At 35.7% G+C, this 18,067-nt stretch carries 16 protein-coding genes; all 16 read left to right on the top strand.

The features are described 5' to 3' along the window. Positions 1 to 4 precede the first annotated feature (4 nt). Positions 5 to 937, top strand: a complete 933-nt coding sequence (gene rsmH / locus P3F81_RS05015) for a 16S rRNA (cytosine(1402)-N(4))-methyltransferase RsmH (protein WP_147670780.1) — start codon at positions 5 to 7, stop codon at positions 935 to 937. A gap of 33 nt (positions 938 to 970) precedes the next feature. Further along, entirely contained in the window at positions 971 to 1,330 is a 360-nt protein-coding gene (locus P3F81_RS05020; RefSeq protein WP_147670778.1) for a cell division protein FtsL, read from the top strand. A 46-nt stretch (positions 1,331 to 1,376) separates the two neighbouring features. Further along, a complete protein-coding gene (locus P3F81_RS05025) occupies positions 1,377 to 3,086 on the top strand; it encodes a peptidoglycan D,D-transpeptidase FtsI family protein (protein WP_147670776.1) in 1,710 nt (569 codons plus the stop codon). Positions 3,087 to 3,160: 74 nt separating this feature from the next. Then, positions 3,161 to 4,648 (top strand): UDP-N-acetylmuramoyl-L-alanyl-D-glutamate--2,6-diaminopimelate ligase, encoded by a 1,488-nt coding sequence (locus tag P3F81_RS05030; RefSeq protein WP_147670774.1) that lies wholly within the window; start codon positions 3,161 to 3,163, stop codon positions 4,646 to 4,648. Beyond that, on the top strand, positions 4,648 to 6,009 hold the full coding sequence (locus P3F81_RS05035) for a UDP-N-acetylmuramoyl-tripeptide--D-alanyl-D-alanine ligase (protein WP_147670772.1): 1,362 nt from the start codon (positions 4,648 to 4,650) through the stop codon (positions 6,007 to 6,009). The genes P3F81_RS05030 and P3F81_RS05035 overlap by 1 nt, the downstream gene beginning before the upstream one ends. Before the next feature lie 14 nt (positions 6,010 to 6,023). Continuing rightward, positions 6,024 to 7,025, top strand: coding sequence for a phospho-N-acetylmuramoyl-pentapeptide-transferase (gene mraY, locus P3F81_RS05040; protein WP_147670770.1), 1,002 nt, complete (start codon positions 6,024 to 6,026; stop codon positions 7,023 to 7,025). A gap of 91 nt (positions 7,026 to 7,116) precedes the next feature. Next, entirely contained in the window at positions 7,117 to 8,478 is a 1,362-nt protein-coding gene (gene murD / locus P3F81_RS05045) for a UDP-N-acetylmuramoyl-L-alanine--D-glutamate ligase (protein WP_147670768.1), read from the top strand. 12 nt (positions 8,479 to 8,490) lie between these two features. After that, positions 8,491 to 9,594 (top strand): stage V sporulation protein E, encoded by a 1,104-nt coding sequence (gene spoVE / locus P3F81_RS05050; RefSeq protein WP_147670766.1) that lies wholly within the window; start codon positions 8,491 to 8,493, stop codon positions 9,592 to 9,594. A 36-nt stretch (positions 9,595 to 9,630) separates the two neighbouring features. Further along, positions 9,631 to 10,743 (top strand): undecaprenyldiphospho-muramoylpentapeptide beta-N-acetylglucosaminyltransferase, encoded by a 1,113-nt coding sequence (gene murG / locus P3F81_RS05055; RefSeq protein WP_147670764.1) that lies wholly within the window; start codon positions 9,631 to 9,633, stop codon positions 10,741 to 10,743. A 78-nt stretch (positions 10,744 to 10,821) separates the two neighbouring features. Beyond that, complete coding sequence (murC, locus tag P3F81_RS05060; protein ID WP_147670762.1) at positions 10,822 to 12,201, top strand: UDP-N-acetylmuramate--L-alanine ligase; 1,380 nt, start codon at positions 10,822 to 10,824, stop codon at positions 12,199 to 12,201. Positions 12,202 to 12,369: 168 nt separating this feature from the next. Then, positions 12,370 to 13,623: a UDP-N-acetylglucosamine 1-carboxyvinyltransferase gene (gene murA, locus P3F81_RS05065; RefSeq protein WP_147670760.1), complete on the top strand. Its 1,254-nt coding sequence runs from the start codon at positions 12,370 to 12,372 to the stop codon at positions 13,621 to 13,623. A 16-nt stretch (positions 13,624 to 13,639) separates the two neighbouring features. Next, positions 13,640 to 14,569, top strand: coding sequence for a D-alanine--D-alanine ligase family protein (locus P3F81_RS05070; protein WP_147670758.1), 930 nt, complete (start codon positions 13,640 to 13,642; stop codon positions 14,567 to 14,569). Between the two features lie 309 nt (positions 14,570 to 14,878). After that, positions 14,879 to 15,616, top strand: a complete 738-nt coding sequence (locus P3F81_RS05075) for a cell division protein FtsQ/DivIB (RefSeq protein WP_309320718.1) — start codon at positions 14,879 to 14,881, stop codon at positions 15,614 to 15,616. Between the two features lie 15 nt (positions 15,617 to 15,631). Continuing rightward, positions 15,632 to 16,321, top strand: a complete 690-nt coding sequence (locus P3F81_RS05080; RefSeq protein WP_147670754.1) for a DUF881 domain-containing protein — start codon at positions 15,632 to 15,634, stop codon at positions 16,319 to 16,321. 1 nt (position 16,322) lies between these two features. After that, positions 16,323 to 16,652 carry a small basic family protein gene (locus tag P3F81_RS05085; RefSeq protein ID WP_147670752.1) on the top strand — a complete coding sequence of 110 codons (330 nt, stop codon included), beginning with the start codon at positions 16,323 to 16,325 and terminating at the stop codon, positions 16,650 to 16,652. A 271-nt stretch (positions 16,653 to 16,923) separates the two neighbouring features. Beyond that, positions 16,924 to 17,985, top strand: a complete 1,062-nt coding sequence (ftsZ, locus tag P3F81_RS05090; RefSeq protein ID WP_147670750.1) for a cell division protein FtsZ — start codon at positions 16,924 to 16,926, stop codon at positions 17,983 to 17,985. The last annotated feature ends 82 nt before the right edge of the window (positions 17,986 to 18,067 follow it).

The following is an 18,067-nucleotide window of genomic DNA, read 5'->3' on the forward strand; positions in this document are numbered from 1 at the left end:
TACTTTGGAATTTCATCATATTAGTGTGTTAATGGAAGAGACGATAAATGGTTTAGTGAAGAATCCAAGTGGAATTTATGTAGATTGTACACTTGGTGGAAGTGGACATGCTAAGCGCATTGCAGATCAATTAAATGCTGATGGCCGTTTAATCGGCATTGACCAAGATTCAACAGCAATTGCTGTTGGCAAAGAGCGGTTGTCAGATGTGAAATGTAAAGTAGATATTGTCCAAAGCAATTTCAAAAGCTTAAAAGATGTTTTGCTTGGACTAGGTATTCAGGCAGTGGATGGTTTTTTATTTGATTTGGGTGTTTCATCACATCAATTGGATGTAGCGCAGCGCGGATTTTCTTATATGCAAGATGCGTTGCTAGATATGAGAATGGATACAAATAGTAATTTCTCTGCATATGATGTGCTTAATTTTTATACAGAGGAAGAATTAGCGAGGATTATTTTTCAATATGGAGAAGAGCGTTGGGCGAAAAGAATTGCTAAGTTTATCGTTGAAGCAAGAAGTGAAAAATTACTCGAAACGACAGGTGAGCTAGTAGATATTATAAAACGAGCAATTCCAGCAGCGGCACGCAAAGATGGTGGACATCCTGCGAAGCGGACTTTTCAGGCGATTCGAATAGAGGTAAATAATGAACTGGGGATTTTAGAAAATGCATTTAAGGATGCAGTATCTTTATTAAAGCCAGGTGGACGTATATGTATTATTACTTTTCATTCATTAGAAGATAGGATTACAAAGCAAACGCTGCAAGCTTTGGCAAAAGGCTGTGTTTGCCCGCCTAGATTGCCAATTTGTGTTTGTAATCATAAGGCTGAAATTAAAATTATTGGTAAGCCTTTAGTAGCTACTATGGAAGAGTTAAATGAAAATTCTAGGGCGCGTAGTGCAAAGTTAAGAATAGCGGAGAAACGTTAGTTTTGTTCTAATTTTATTGAGGAGGAAATACAAATGTTAGTGAAGAGAAAAGAAGAGTATGAACTATATCAAGAACAAAGTATTTCAGAATCTGCTGCACGAATAGAAGTACCAAAATTAAACGTTGCTTTACGTAGTAAATGTTTAATTTTAGTTGCGCTATTTGCAGTAATGGCGATGATTACTACAGTTAGAAGTGAAGCTATTGTTAGTAATGGCTATGCGTTAGTGCAAACGAAATCGCAGATTAATAAATTAGAAAAAAATAATGAACAGTTAAAATTAGAAATTGCTAGATTAAAATCACCACAACGGATAAAATCGTTAGCTGCAGAGAAATTGCAAATGGTTGTGCCAGAAGAAGTTTACTTTGCATCTAAAAATGCTAATTAACAAATTTTCTTGATATAGTCGATTCTTGGTATTGGAGGAGAGACTATTGGCGTCAACAACAGGAATTACTGTTCGGCGAAGATTAGCGGTGTTTTTTTTGTTTATTGCGATAGTTATGATTGGACTTGGTTGCCGTCTTGTTTTTATTCAATTCTATCAGAGTGAATGGTTAACAGAAAATGCAATCAATCAGCGTATTCGCAATATTCCTGTGGAGGCAAGAAGAGGAAAAATATTTGATCGGAACGGAAATGAATTAGCGATAAGTAATAGTATAGAATCTGTTTATGCAATACCTGCAGAAATAGAAAATGTTGATAAAACAGCAGCCGAATTGGCTGCTATTTTGAATTTAGATACAAGCAAAACATTAAATAAATTAAAAAAGCGTCAGGCGTTTACATGGATTGCGAGAAAAGTTACAGATGAGCAAGCTACTTTAGTCAGAAAAATTAATTTAGCAGGGATTGGTTTGACCGAAGAAGGGGAACGCTATTATTTGCATGACAATTTAGCAAGTCATATTATTGGATTTTCCGGATTAGATAGCCAAGGACTAGATGGTGTAGAGCTTACCTATGATGAATATCTTAAAGGTAGTAGAGGTAATATTGTTATTGAATACGATGCTAAAGGATGCGAGATACCACATGCAATTCATAAATATATTCCGCCAGTAGATGGAAATGATGTTTACTTAACAATTGATATGGTAATTCAACAAATAGTGGAAAGAGAACTTGACAAGGCAATGCACGAAACGCAGGCAAAAGCTGTAACAATGATAGCAATGAAGCCGGATACGGGAGAAATTTTAGCTATGGCAAGCAGGCCCGATTATAATCCAAATAATTTTACGGCTTATCCGTCATCACTTTGGCGGAATATTGCAATATCAAATGCCTATGAACCGGGCTCGACATTTAAAATATTAACAACGTCAGCAGCGTTAGATAGTAATGTAGTTGAGTTAAATGATTATTTTTTTGATTCTGGCGGAATTGATGTGCAAGGTAGAACCATTCATTGTTGGAAACATGGAGGACATGGAAGTCAAAGCTTTAAAGAGGTTGTAGAAAATTCCTGTAATACTGGTTTTGTTACTGTTGGACTTAGGTTAGGTGTTGATAGATTCTATGACTATTTAGAGGATTTTGGATTAGGTAAAGAAACAGAAGTAAATTTACCTGGTGAAGCAAAAGGGATTATGATAAAACGGAGCAAAGCTGTGCCAATAAACTTAGCGACTATGGCTATGGGGCAAAGTATCGCAGTTACTCCTTTACAATTAGCAAATGCAGTATCTTCATGTATTAATGGAGGACTTTATTATAAACCGCAAATTGTGCGAGGAATAAAAGATAACAATGGTAATATAATAGAGGATTTTTCACCAATTTCAACAAAACGAGTGATTGAAGAAAAGACATCAGCAAAAGTTCGTTCAGTACTAGAGAGTGTAGTTGCTAATGGAACTGGGAAGAATGCATATATAGAGGGATATTCTATTGGTGGAAAGACCGGTACAGCGCAAAAGGTTGGCGATGGTGGATATATGCAGGGAAAATATATTGCATCTTTTGTTGGATTTGCACCGGCGAATAAACCACAAATTGTTTTGCTGGTTGTTATTGATGAGCCTGTGGGACCTTATTATGGTGGTCAGATTGCGGCACCTGTTTTTCGTAATGCAATGGGAGATATATTAACTTATTTAAAGATCAAAAAAACAGCAACGTCAAATAAAAAGCAATAGACTTTTTATAATGATTCATATAGAATTGTTTTTGGCGGTAAGTTTTAACAGACAATCGTAGGAGGAAACCGAAAATGGGGAAAAAGATAAAATCACTAATTGATTTATTACCAGAAGCTAAAATTATTGGTGATGAAAATAAGTGTATTGATACAATAGAACATGACTCAAGAAAAGTCGGAAAAAATAGTTTATTTGTATGTATTCCAGGAGCAAAAGTGGATGGACATAATTATATTTCGCAAGCTGTACAAAATGGTGCTGTTGCTGTACTAGTTGAAAAAGACATTGTAGAAATTGATGGGGTAACAATAATCAAGGTTGATGATGTCAAAGCTGCAATACAGGCAATCGTACCTTATTTTTATGATTATCCAGCAAGAAAATTAAGAATGATTGGAATAACAGGGACAAATGGAAAAACAACGACAAGCTATTTAATTAGAGCAATATTGCGTAATGCTGGCTTTAAGGTTGGCGTTATTGGGACGATTCAAATTATGATAGAAGATGAAGTATTTCCAATCCATAATACAACGCCTGATATTATCGATTTGCAGGCTATCTTAGCAAATATGCAAGCAAAGGGAATGGACTATGTCGTGATGGAAGTGTCCTCACATGCGCTTGCTTTAAACCGTGTTGCAGGGTGTGAATTTGATACTGCTGTGTTTACAAATGTTACGCAAGATCATCTTGATTTTCATAAGACTTTTGAAAATTATATTGAGGCAAAATCAAAATTATTTGCATCTTTAACTTTATTAACAAATTGTAAAGAAAATAAAACTGCGGTGATTAATATTGATGATAGTGCGGCAAAAGCAATGCTTGCAAAATCGGAATGCAGAACTATTTCCTATGCAATTCACAAAAATGCAGATTTAAAAGCTGAAAATATTAATGTACTGGCGAATGGGGCTAAGTTTAGTATCCATAGTAATTTTGCAAATTTGGATTTGAATCTGAAGATTACGGGGATTTTCAATGTATATAATGTTATGGGGGCGGTAGGAGCTGCGTTTGCAGAAGGAATTAAAGCAGATGTTATAAAACAGACATTAGAATCATTTGAGAGCGTCCCAGGAAGGTTTGAGCTGGTGGATGAAGGTCAAACTTTTAGCGTTATTGTTGATTATGCACATACACCCGATGGACTTGAGAATATTTTGAAAACGGCAAGACAAATTGCAAAGCAGCATATTATTACTGTATTTGGTTGTGGTGGTGACCGCGATCGCACAAAACGTCCAATTATGGGAAGAATTGCGGCGCAGTTATCGGATGTTGTCATTGCTACGTCTGATAATCCGCGCACAGAAGATCCAGAGTTTATTTTATCGCAAGTTGAAGAAGGAGTTCTGGAGACTATTGGCGATAAAAAACATAAAAAGATTACGGATAGAAAATCAGCAATTGAAGAAGCAATTTCTATGGCAAGTGAGGGGGATATTGTCATTATTGCTGGTAAAGGGCATGAAAATTATCAAATCCTTAAAGACAAAACCATTCATTTTGATGACAAGGAAGTTGCAAGAGATGTGCTTAGGAGGCTTAGATAATGCCAGGGTTTACAATTGAGGAAGTAGTGGCCGCTACACAAGGCATAATACGAAGGGTTAAAGACAATCAGTTCAAAGGTGTTATTACTGATACGAGGAAGATTCAAAAGGATGCATTATTTATTGCGCTGCAAGGTGAAAAATTTGATGGGCATGATTTTTTAGGAAGTGCGATTGTAAATGGCGCGAGTGGAGTCATTATTAGTAAAAACTATAGTAAAAGTGAATTGGAAAACTTAGATGCAACCATTATAGAAGTAGAAGATACTCTTGTCGCATATCAATCTTTGGCAAAAGCACATCGCAAGCGATTTTCGATTCCTGTGATTGCGATTACTGGCTCGAATGGAAAAACGACGACCAAGGATTTGACAGCGGCGATTCTAAGTAGTAAATTTAATGTGCTAAAGACACAGGCGAACTTTAATAATGAAATTGGGTTACCGTTAACTTTACTTCAAATGGATAGGGTACATGATGTTGCCGTTGTTGAAATGGGAATGAGAGGCTTTAATCAAATTCGTCAATTGGCAAATGTTGCGCTGCCTACAATCGGAATTGTTACGAATGTAGGTGAAACGCATATGGAACTTTTAGGCTCTATGGAAAATATCGCTTTGGCAAAGGCTGAATTGGTAGAGGAAATGGACACAGGTGGATTTGTTATTTTAAATGGGGATAATTCCTATGTGAAGCAGATGAAAAATAAAGTAAAAGGAGATTTTATTTTATTTGGCTGTGGCGATGATTGCAAACTTAATGCAACTAAGATTGAAACGAATAATGCATGTACGAAGTTTAGCTGCGACTATAGGGGAAAGGTAGAAGAATTTACTCTTCCTATGGTAGGAAGACATAATGTCTATAATGCCTTAGCAGCGATTGCGGTTGCAGAATATTTGAATCTAACAGCAGATGAAGTTAGATGTGGCTTGTTTAATTTCACTGCTAGTGGAATGCGTTTAGCAGTAATGCAAGTGAAAAATTATACGGTAATTAACGATGCTTATAATGCAAGTCCAATGTCTATGATGGCGGCAATTGATACATTAAAAGAAGTGGCGAAAGATCGCTCAGTTGCAGTATTGGGTGATATGCTTGAACTTGGTGACATATCAGAACAATCACATAAAAAAGTTGGGCAAAAGCTAGTGCAGGCAGGGGTAAATATTGTTGTGGCGGTTGGCGAAATGTCCAAATGGATTGTGGAAGAAGCTCAAAAAGGTGCAATTGTAGCAATCCATTGTAAAAGTCATAATGAAGCTGGAGTTGCATTGAGAAAATTATTAAAAGCCAAAGATACAATTTTATTTAAAGGTTCGCGTGGAATGCAAATGGAAAAAGTGATAGATCTGCTTTAAAATGGGGGAAAAGAATGGAATTATTAACTTATATATCATCTACTACGGTACTTATTAGTATAGTAACTCTTGCTGCTATGATTGTTCTTTGTTTAGGTCCATTTTTTTTACCGATTTTACGCCGTTTAAAATTTGGGCAGAGTATTCGTGAAGAAGGGCCTAAAAGTCATTATGCGAAATCAGGAACGCCTACTATGGGTGGAATTATGATTTTGACTTCAGTGACAATTTGTACACTGTTTTGTAATTGGTACTTCTTCTATTGGTCATCGATGGAACTATGGATGGCGTTATTTGTTACATTAGGCCATGGAATTATTGGCTTTATTGATGATTTTATTAAAGTTGTTTTAAAAAGAAATTTAGGATTAAAAGCAAAGCAAAAACTGCTTGGGCAAATTATTATGGCAGCAGCGCTGGCTTATATTGCGGAAAACTATATGGGGCGGGGAACGGATTTATGGATTCCGTTTCTTAACCAAGAGATTCATTTAGGGGCATTATATTATATTTTGATTTTTTTAGTGCTAGTTGGTACGACAAATGCTGTGAATTTAACGGATGGACTTGATGGATTAGCTGCTGGGACAGCAACGATTGCAGCTTCCGCATATGCTTTGGTTTGCATTTATTTTGAACAAGAAGCCTTAGCTGTATTTTGTAGTGCTGTTGCTGGGGCCTCATTAGGTTTTTTAAAGTTTAATATTCATCCAGCGAAAGTTTTTATGGGGGATACCGGATCTTTAGCATTAGGTGGAGCTTTAGCTGCAGTAGCAGTAATGACTAAAACAGAAATTCTACTGATCCTTATCGGTGGCGTTTTTGTTTTAGAGGCATTATCGGTCATCATTCAAGTAACTTCTTTTAAAACACGTGGAAAAAGAGTGTTTTTAATGAGTCCGATTCATCATCATTTCGAATTATCTGGATGGTCGGAAGTTAAAGTTGTTTCTGTTTTTTGGTTTGTAGGTCTTTTGTTTAGTATTTTGGCAATTTTATTATTAATACAAGGTTAGATATCAATAGGCTGTTTTATTCATATGAATAAAACAGCCTATTGAAGAATAGTGGATTAGATTAGCGATTTAGCAGGAGGCGTTTTCTTTAATGAATTTTTTAAATAAAAATATAATTGTATTAGGAGCTGGAATTAGTGGGATTGGCGTGGCAAAACTATGTAAGAAGTTAGGAGCTAATGTTGCGCTAAGTGATACAAAGCCAGAAGAAAAAATAAAATTTGACTTACAGGAACTAAAGAATTGTGGTGTTACTTTATTGCTTGGGAAACCTCAAGAGGAAAGTATGTTAGATAATTTAGATTATTTAATTGTTTCACCTGGAGTACCGATTGGAATTGAGATTATACAAAAAGCAAAGATGAGAAATATTGAAGTGATGAGTGAGATAGAAGTTGCGTATCGTTTGAGTAAAGCACCAATCTATGCGATTACGGGAACGAATGGCAAGACAACAACCACTGCACTTTTAGGGGAGCTTATGGGATTGTTAGGTCATAAAGTCGCAGTTGGTGGCAATATCGGAATGGCTTTATCTGCGCAAGCTGCTAGTGTAGGGAAAGAAGATGTTGTAGTTGCGGAAATTTCTAGTTATCAGTTAGAAGGTATTTCCAAATTTAAACCTAAAGTTGCGGCAATTCTAAATTTGACACCGGACCATTTAGCACGACATGGATCCATTGAAAATTATCAAAACGTGAAAGAATCTATTTTTTCGAATCAAGATATAAATGATTATTTAGTGTTAAATTTTGATGATGAAAAAGTTCAATCTATGGCAAAACGTGCAAAAGGGAAGGTAATGTTTTTTAGTCGTTTAACCCAATTAGCTGAGGGTGCATTTGTTGAGAATCAGCAATTGGTTGTTGTTTGGAATGGCGTAAAGTATGAAATTTGTTCTATTGATGCATTGAAAATTAAAGGCGGGCATAATGTCGAAAATGCATTGGCCGCAGTTGCGATTGCATTTTTGGCAGGTGTTAAACCAGTAGATATGATAAGAGTTCTTAGTAGTTTTCCAGGAGTAGAACATCGAATTGAACCAATTTGTACAATTGATGGAGTACAATACTACAATGACTCTAAAGCGACTAATCCGGAATCAGCGATAAAAGCGTTAGAATCTTTTGCTGGACACATTATTTTAATTGCTGGCGGGCATGATAAGAATACAGATTTGACTGAATTTATGCAGTTGATAAAGCAAAAAGTAGATGCATTAATTCTAGTTGGAGCTGCAGCCGCTCGTTTTAAGAAAGTTGCGATTGAAAACGGAATTGATAATATCCATGAAAGTGGATATTCCATGGAAGATGCTGTTATGGCAGCATATCGTTTGGCTAAACCACCACAAGTAGTTTTGTTATCTCCAGCTTGTGCCAGTTTTGATATGTATGATGGATTTGAAGAACGCGGTAGAGTATTTAAACGTCTCGTATGTAATTTAAAATAGGAGGTCGTTCATTTGATTGCTAAAAGAGGTTCTCCAGATTATATAATCTTTTACACTGTATTGTGTTTGCTTGGATTAGGTATTATTATGGTATACAGTGCGAGTGCAGTTTCAGCAAATGTTAATTTTGATGATAGTTGTTATTTTCTGAAAAGACAGTTGATTTGGGCAGGCCTTGGAATTTTAGCAATGTTTTTTACAATGAACGTGGACTATCATGTTTGGCAGAAGTTTTCTAAACCAATTTTGATTGCAACAATTATTTTATTGATCATGGTACTCATTCCTGGCATGGGCAAAGTGGTAAATGGTGCTAGGCGATGGCTTGGGTTTGGATCAATTTATATTCAACCATCAGAGATTGCAAAATTAAGTATGGTGCTATTTAGTGCATACTATTTAGCGAAAATGCGGCCAATGATAACCAATTTTAAAAAAACGGTTGTGCCTCAATTGGCAGTTTTAATGGTTATTTTTGGCTTGATACTTAAGGAACCGGATTTAGGTACCGCGTTATCAATTGCTGGAACAGTTTTTGTCCTGCTTTTTGTTACTGGGGCTAAGCTTAAGCATTTATTTTCTTTAGGTGCTGTAGGCTTAATTGGGATTGCTGCTGCGGTTTTACTAGAGCCGTATCGTCTAAAACGGTTATTTGCTTTTAGTAATCCTTGGGCAGATCCTCTAGATACGGGGTATCATATTATTCAATCTTTATATGCGATAGGGTCAGGCGGATTGTTTGGTGTAGGATTGGGACGCAGTCGTGAAAAATTTTTATATTTACCAGAGCCACATACTGATTTTATTTTCTCTATACTAGGAGAAGAACTAGGCTTAATTGGGACTGTTTTAGTATTAATTTTATTTTTTTTGTTTGCTTGGCGAGGATTAAAAACGGCAATGCTGGCACCTGATATTTATGGAAGTATATTAAGTGCAGGCTTAACAACAATGATTTTGGTGCAGGCATTAATGAATATAGCAGTTGTGACGGCTTCAATGCCAGTTACGGGTATTCCATTACCCTTTTTAAGCTTTGGCGGATCTGCTTTGATTTTTACTTTAGCTGGTGTTGGGATATTGCTTAACATCTCACGACACGTGAATTTGAAATGAGTGTGATTTACATTCTGTAAGGAGTGTTTATAAGAAATGAGAATGATAGTTTCGGGTGGCGGGACAGGTGGACACATCTACCCCGCTATTACTTTGATTAGAATGATAAAGGAAAAAGTGAAAGATTGTGAAGTTTTATATGTAGGAACGGAATTTGGCTTAGAAGCAGATATTGTGCCGAAAGAAAAGATTGCTTTTAAAACAATTCATGTAAAGGGGTTTGCAAGAAAGATTACTACGGAGAATATTAAGGTTTTATGTAAATCAATACATAGTATTTGGGAATCAAAAAAAATTATTAAGGAGTTTAATCCTGATATTGTGATTGGAACGGGTGGATATGTCTGCGGACCAATATTATTGGCAGCAAGCTTAATGGGAATTCCAACGATGATTCAAGAACAAAATGTCATTCCCGGGATTACAAATAAAATTTTAGCAAAATTCGTTCGACATATTGCGGTTGGATATGCAGATTCACAGAAGTATTTTCATTCCGATAAAGTAGTTTTTACTGGAAATCCAGTAAGAAAAGAAGTTTTAACGGCAAGTAGAGAAAATGGAATTGAAAATTTTGCGTTAGATGTAAATAAAAAGACTATTTTAATTTCTGGAGGGAGCCGTGGTGCAAGGAGCATAAATAATGCAATGATTGATGTTCATGCTCATTTTGCAGGAAATAAAGAGATTCAGTTATTACACGTTACAGGAAAAGATGAGTATAATGGAATTATCGCAAAGCTTAGACGAAAAAGTATAGATATTGAAAAAGTCGGCAATATTATCATAAAACCTTATTTGTATAATATGCCAGATGCAATAGCTGCTACTGATTTAGCAATTTTTAGAGCTGGGGCAATTGGACTTGCGGAATTAACTGCCAGAGGAATTCCAGCTATCTTGATTCCATACCCATATGCGGCTGAAAACCATCAAGAACATAATGCACTAGCGATGCAGAAGGCTGGTGCGGGAATAATGATCCTTGACAAAGAGCTTACAGGAAAAAAATTGATTGATATCATTAATAATTTGTTACAAGAAGAAGGGAAACTTTCTTTTATGGCGAAAGCTAGTAAGGCATTAGGTAAACCCAATGCAGCAAGTGATATTGCTGATATTGCCATTCAGATGCTTCCTAAAGCGTAACAGATTTCGTTATGTTCGCATAAAATAGAGCACGAATAGATAAAAGAAGTTGACGCACAAGAAAGGGGAGAACGGTTGTTGTTAAAGACAATGAAAAAAATTCATTTTGTCGGTATTGGTGGTGCCGGCATGAGTGCAATTGCAAAAATTTTATTAGAAAAAGGTTATGAAGTTTCCGGTTCGGACTTAAATGAGTCTGAAATCGTTGAAAAATTAAGAGTATTAGGTGCATTTATTTATAAGGGGCATCGAAAAGAAAATATTAAAGGAAAAGATGCGATTGTTGTTTCTACTGCGATTTCTGCAGAAAATTCAGAAGTCGTTGCGGCAAAAGAGGCAGGAATTAAAGTTTTTCATCGTTCTGATATTGTAGCTTTTTTAATGAATCATGCAAAAGGAATTGCTGTTGCTGGTGCGCATGGAAAAACGACAACGACATCTATGGCATCAGTTATGTTGGATCATACGGGAAAAAGCCCGACGATTATTATTGGTGGAGAAGTTGATTATTTTGGCAGTAATGCAAAACTTGGTGAAAGTGAATATTTAGTAGCTGAAGCTGATGAAAGTGATGGTTCATTTTTGAAATTATCGCCCCAGATAGCGATTGTAACAAATATTGAAAATGACCACATGGACTTTTATGGAAGTATGGAGAATATATTAAAAACATTTAAGCAATTTTTAAATAATCTTCCTAAGGAAAGTGGTTTAGCTATTCTTTGTTTCGATAATGCGCATATTCGTGATATTGCACAGAATCTTGAACGGAAATTTGTGTCTTACGGCATAAATTATCCTGCGGATTATATTGCAAAAAATATTCGTACAAATGGTGCGGGTACATCTTTTGATGTTTATTATCATGAAGAAAAGATGGGAACGATTATGCTCAACATCCCAGGAAAGCATAATATCGCAAATGCTTTAGCTGTGATTGCATTAGGGGATCAAATTGGCTTGTCCGTTGAAGAAATTGCAGCAGGACTTCGTTGCTTTAATGGAGCTAAACGACGCTTCCAAACGAAAGGCAGAGTAAAAGATGTATGGATTGTTGATGATTATGCCCATCATCCAACAGAAATAAGCACGACATTAAATGCTGCAAGGCAAACAAATCCCAATCGATTAATCTGTGCATTTCAACCTCATCGTTACACAAGGACTAAATTTTTACGTAAGGAATATGGTTCTTGTTTTGAAGCAGCAGATTTATTAGTTTTAACTGATATTTATTCAGCTGGTGAAGAACCTATTCCGGGGATTAATGGTGAAGTAATAAAGGAAGAGGTTGAAAAGCAAACTGGTAAAGAAGCAGTATATATTGCAAATCGTGAAGATATTGCAGGATATTTAGAGGCTGTAGTAAAGCCTGGCGATTTAGTTATGAGCATGGGCGCCGGGGACATTTACCGTACGGGTGAGGAACTAGTAGACTTATTAAGTTCAGAAAAGTAATGAAAATTACATAAACAAGTCTGATTCAAAGGCAGTTCTAACTCCCTTGAAGGTAGACGAATAATCCAAGGTCTTATAGGGTTTCTTTACTTCTGCCTAAAGAGGTGGGGTTAGACCTTGTTAGCCAGCGGATATAGGGTGGTTGTACTTTTCTAGGAGGTAGCGGCGATGGAGAAGTTTATCGTCAACGAAGGTAAAGTACAATTAAATGGTCATATTAGAATTGGTGGAGCAAAAAATGCAGCCTTACCAATTATGGCGGCTAGTATATTATGTGCGGGTACTAGTGTTATTCATGATGTTCCTAATTTAAGTGATATAATGTTAATGAAGAGGATTTTGGAATATTTAGGAGCTGAAATTATTTATCAAAATAATACGCTGTTTATAGATGCAAAAGGGATAAATAAAACAGATATACCTGAAAATTTGATGCGAGAAATGCGTGCTTCTATTTTTTTAATGGGAGCGCTTATGGGGCGTTTCCGAACGGCATCAATATTTTATCCAGGTGGATGTGCAATAGGACATCGGCCAATTGATTTGCATATAAAAGCATTAGAAAGACTTGGCGCTTTTGTAGATGAGAACCATGGAGTGATTACATTAAGTGCATCTCACTTGGTTGGTGAGAAAATTGTCTTTGATTTCCCCAGTGTTGGGGCCACGGAGAATGCTATTCTTGCTGCAGTTTTGGCAGAAGGAAGAACGATTATTCACAATGCAGCTCGAGAACCTGAAATTGTTGATTTAACAAATTTTTTAATTAAAATGGGTGCTGAAATTCATGGAGCCGGTAATGATACCATTTACATTGATGGTGTCAAAAGATTAAATCCAGTTGAGTATACAATTATGCCCGATAGAATTCAGGCTGGGACTTTTTTGCTGGCTGGTGCAATAACAAATGGTAATGTAGTGATTGAAAATATCACAGTTGAACATTTATTTGCTTTGATTGACAAATTGGCGGAGCTAGGTGCTAGAATTTCATTAGGAAATGACTTTATTAGAATTAAAGCAGAAAAAATATGTGGTATAGATATAAAAACATTACCATTCCCTGGGTTTCCAACTGATTTGCAAGCGCCGATGATGGCTTTACTATGCAAAGCAGAGGGTACGAGTGTTATTACCGAAACTATTTTCGAAAATAGATTTCGACACGTAGATCAGCTAGCTCGTATGGGCGCAAAAATTTTAGTTGAAGGACGTAGTGCTGTGGTTCGGGGTGTAAATACCTTAAAAGGCGCAACGGTTGAAGCTATGGATTTAAGAGCAGGTGGGGCTTTAGTTTTAGCCGCCTTAGGTGCAGAAGGAACTTCTACAATAGAAAATATTAAGCATATTGATCGAGGATATGAAAATTTTGAAATAAATTTGCAAAGTCTAGGTGCTTTAATTATTAGGGCAAAAGACTAAAGGGAGATTTGGATGAATGAAGGAGAAAAAAATTGTTGTACTGATGGGTGGACCTTCGGCTGAACGCGAAGTTTCATTAAATACAGGAAAGGCTATTCTTCAAGCATTAAAAAATAAAAAATATAATGCTGTAGGATTAGAAATTGAACCGACTCGTTTATTTGATCAGTTAAAAGAGTGCAAGTGTGATATTGTATTTAATGCAATTCATGGTAAATATGGTGAAGACGGATATTTACAAGGGGCTTTAGAGCTCTTGGGAATTCCTTATACAGGATCAGGGGTTTTGGCAAATGCATTAGCAATGGATAAAGTGGTTTCTAAACGCTTATTTGTAGCAGGGAATGTATCCACTCCACGTTTTACCGTGTATGAAAGATCTGATTTATCAGAGAATATTACAAAAGAAATTATTCAAGAATATTCTTTGCCTGTAGTAATTAAGGCATCTACACAAGGTTCTAGTATTGGTGTGAGCATTGTAGAAAATGTAGATGAGTTAAAGAGAGCAATAGAAGACTCCTTTAAATATAGTGAACATATTCTTGTTGAAGAGTTTATTCAAGGCAGAGAATTAACTGTTGCTGTATGGGGTGATAAGGAGAAGAGTGCGCTGCCAATTATTGAAATTGTACCTCATTCGGGAAAATATGATTATCGGTCTAAGTATACAAAAGGGGCAACAGATTATATTGTTCCAGCTAAGATTGATGATAACTTAACAAAAAAAATTCAGGCAATGTCATTAAAAACCTTTAAGCTATTGGGATGTAAAGGAATTGCCAGAATAGATGTTATGTTAGGGGCTGATAATGTTCCATATGTGTTGGAAGTCAATACAGTTCCTGGAATGACTGAAACAAGTCTTGTCCCAAAAGCGGCGAAAGCTATTGGTATTTCTTTTGAAGAATTATGTGAAAAATTATTATTGATGGCAACAAAATAATTTTTGGGCTCAACTTTTAGAGTTGAGCCCAATCTTAAAATTAAGATGGTTTTATAAGTTGCTTTATCTATAGTTTTAAGTTATTGTATAATTTAAGTTATTAAATTTATTTGCTCATTTTACGAAACAAAGATTTAATAAAATTACTTGTTTCGGTGTTAGGCTTATAGAATTCTATTTGTTATAAGTGAAACTTAAAGAGCGGTAATTTGTGGATGAATGTGACTGAATTTTAGGTAGAGTTTTAACTCCATCTGAATCAAGTTTTATTTTATTAAGAATCGAGGTGATAAAATGGAGACATCTCGTTTGAATACTGATTCCGTGGCAAAGCAAGGAAAAACGAAACAATTATTTTTAACGTTATTATTTATTTTTATTTTTAGTGTTACATGCTTTTCCTTTATTACATCGGAGATGTTTACGGTTGGAAGTGTTATTGTTGAAGGAAATAAGTATATTGAACAAGATGAAATTTATAAGATTGCAGGTATACCAGAAAACTTAAATATTTTTCGATTGAATACAACAGAAATTCAATTGAAACTAAAAAAAGATTTAAGAATTGCAGATGTTGATGTTACAAGAAAGTTTCCGAGTACGATTCAAATTAATGTTACAGAGAGAATGCCAATTGCTTGTATTGCATGTGAGTATGGTTTTGTAGAAGTGGACAAACATGGAATTGTGTTAACTGCATATAAAAATTTAAAAACGATTCACATCCCAATGCTTACAGGGATTAGTTTAAGTGGATTATACGTTGGAGACTCAGTAGAGCAACCTGATATAAAACAGACTTTGGTATATTTGGCAATGTTAAATGAGGCAACGTTAAATCAAATTTCGGAAATCAATTTAGCAAATAATCAACAAATTGTAGCTTATACGAATAATGCAGTTCAAGTGCGTATTGGGAGTATGGATAGGGTAGAAGAAAAAGCAAAAGTTACTGAAGAATTTCTGCAAGAATTAAAGCAAACGAATTTAGCAATAGAATATATTGATTTAACTTTTGCTTCGCCATTTATAAAATTCAAACAATAGTTAAGGAGGAGTAAAATGTTGCCAATAAGACAGGGGCAGGCGGCAATTGCGTTGGTTTGTGTGGTTTTAGGACTGATGCTGGCTGTTCAATTTAGAACAACGCAAGATATCCGCTCAACGGTTCCTTTTCAAAGAATAGAAGATTTATCGCAGAGACTTTTGCAAGCAGAAAAGGAAAGAGATTTACTTTTAGAAGAAGTTGAAAGCTTAAAAAGAAGTTCGAGTAAAGAAGTTCAATCGGGTGAAATAGAGAGCTTAAAAATGGGAGCTGGATTACTTGCAGTTGATGGACCAGGGGTTGTAGTTACAATTGATGATAGTAAGAGACAAACGAAAACAGGTGAAAATCCGAACTTATATTTAATTCATGATGATGATATTTTAAAGGTTATTAATGAATTATGGGCTGCTGGTGCAGAGGTAATTTCGATTAATGAGCAGCGTTTAATTTCTAGTTCTGAGATACGTTGTGCCGGGCCTACTTTATCAGTGAATAATACAAGATACTCACCTCCTTATGAAATTCGTGCGATTGGAGATAAGAAAAATTTAGAAAATTCCTTAAAAATGCGCGGAGGTGTAGTGGAAACTTTACAATTTTGGGGAATTCAAGTAAATATTAAACCAGAGGAAAATATTCATGTTCCTGCATATAAAGGCACATATCATTTTTCTTATGCGCAACCGGTAAAGGAGGAAAAGTAAAATGACGTTACCTATTGTTGGACTTATTATTGGGATTATTATTGGGACGTTATCTCAAATTACAATTCCTCAGGAATATGCGAAATTATTTTCAGTTGCATTGTTGGCATCGTTGGATTCAGTGTTTGGTGGGCTTAGAGCAGCTGCGGAAGAAAAATTTGATAATACGGTGTTTATTACAGGATTTTTTACTAATGCATTAATGGCTGCAGTTTTAGTTTATATCGGAGATAGATTAGGGATAGATCTTTATTATGTGGCAATGCTGGCATTTGGATTACGCATATTTCAAAACTTGGCAATTATTAGACGTTATTTTTTAAAGAAATGATCGGTTTTCTAAGACTTTTATCCTAATAATAAAATTTTTAAAAAATTTTTATAACAGATAAAGGGAATCAGGAAATTGTGTTGAATTTTAAGTATTGTAGTGTAGTTTTGTTCTATTTTAAATGTACGAAAGTTTTATTTTAAGGTATATTTATGATGGTTTATACTAGGTGATTTAGTACAAACTGTTTAATAAAAGACCTTGTTTTCGGAGAAGGAATAGAAAATTATGTTGTATTTATAATGTCTACTTGGATGAGGAGGAACGTGCAGTGATTGAGTTAGATAACGATCTAAATCAGTTTGCCAAAATTAAAGTAATCGGTGTTGGTGGTGGTGGAAATAATGCTGTAAATCGCATGATTTCTTCAGGCCTACAGGGTGTTGAATTTATAGCAGTAAATACAGATGCACAAGCATTGCTTCATGCAATGGCGCCACAAAGAATTCAAATCGGTGAAAAACTAACAAAAGGGTTAGGAGCAGGGGCAAATCCAGAAATTGGTGAAAAGGCGGCGCAAGAAAGTCGCGAAGAGATTATGCAGGCTTTAAAGGGTGCAGATATGGTATTTGTCACAGCTGGTATGGGAGGCGGAACAGGAACGGGAGCGGCTCCTGTTGTCGCTGAATGTGCTAGAGAATTAGGCGCTTTAACTGTTGGTGTAGTAACAAAACCATTTTCGTTTGAAGGTCGGAGACGTCTTAAACAAGCTGAAATGGGGACTGCAAATTTAAAAGAAAAAGTAGATACGATTATTACAATTCCGAATGATCGTTTATTGCAAGTTATTGATAAAAAAACATCAATGATGGATGCCTTTTCAATTGCAGATGACGTTTTGCGTCAAGGTGTTCAAGGTATTTCTGATTTAATTGCTGTGCCAGGTTTAATTAACCTTGATTTTGCTGATATAAATTCTGTTATGAATAATGCTGGTTCTGCGCTTATGGGAATCGGTGTTGGTAAAGGCGAAAATGCTGCTGTTTCTGCTGCACAAGCGGCAATTAATAGCCCATTACTCGAAACCTCAATCCAAGGTGCAAGAGGTGTATTATATAATATTTGTGGTGGCCCAAATTTAACTTTATTTGAAGTAAATGAAGCATCGCAAATTATTCAAGATGCTGCACATGAAGAAGCGAATATTATCTTTGGTTCATCTATTGATGAATCTCTAGAAGATGAGGTTCGTGTTACTGTTATTGCTACTGGATTTGATGAAATCGTTCCACAAAAGGCAACGGTAAGTACTAGTCCAGCCGCTGAAGGAAAGAAAATTCAACAACCTAAATTAGAGATGCCAGAATTACCAAGCTGGTTACAAAGAAGATAAATCTATCTATATTTTGCTTCTTAAATTTAAGGTGTTAAGAGATGCTAAGGTTGTCGTATTAACTCAGACAGCTATAGCATCT

The organism is Selenobaculum gibii, from assembly GCF_030273445.1.
Taxonomy (GTDB): Bacteria; Bacillota; Negativicutes; order ICN-92133; family ICN-92133; genus Selenobaculum; species Selenobaculum gibii.

Coding starts and splice junctions, on each gene's coding strand:
- P3F81_RS05020 (WP_147670778.1), top strand. CDS start 971: ATGTTAGTGAAGAGAAAAGAAGAGTATGAACTATATCAAGAACAAAGT.
- P3F81_RS05030 (WP_147670774.1), top strand. CDS start 3,161: ATGGGGAAAAAGATAAAATCACTAATTGATTTATTACCAGAAGCTAAA.
- P3F81_RS05035 (WP_147670772.1), top strand. CDS start 4,648: ATGCCAGGGTTTACAATTGAGGAAGTAGTGGCCGCTACACAAGGCATA.
- mraY (WP_147670770.1), top strand. CDS start 6,024: ATGGAATTATTAACTTATATATCATCTACTACGGTACTTATTAGTATA.
- murD (WP_147670768.1), top strand. CDS start 7,117: ATGAATTTTTTAAATAAAAATATAATTGTATTAGGAGCTGGAATTAGT.
- murG (WP_147670764.1), top strand. CDS start 9,631: ATGAGAATGATAGTTTCGGGTGGCGGGACAGGTGGACACATCTACCCC.
- murA (WP_147670760.1), top strand. CDS start 12,370: ATGGAGAAGTTTATCGTCAACGAAGGTAAAGTACAATTAAATGGTCAT.
- P3F81_RS05070 (WP_147670758.1), top strand. CDS start 13,640: ATGAAGGAGAAAAAAATTGTTGTACTGATGGGTGGACCTTCGGCTGAA.
- P3F81_RS05080 (WP_147670754.1), top strand. CDS start 15,632: ATGTTGCCAATAAGACAGGGGCAGGCGGCAATTGCGTTGGTTTGTGTG.
- P3F81_RS05085 (WP_147670752.1), top strand. CDS start 16,323: ATGACGTTACCTATTGTTGGACTTATTATTGGGATTATTATTGGGACG.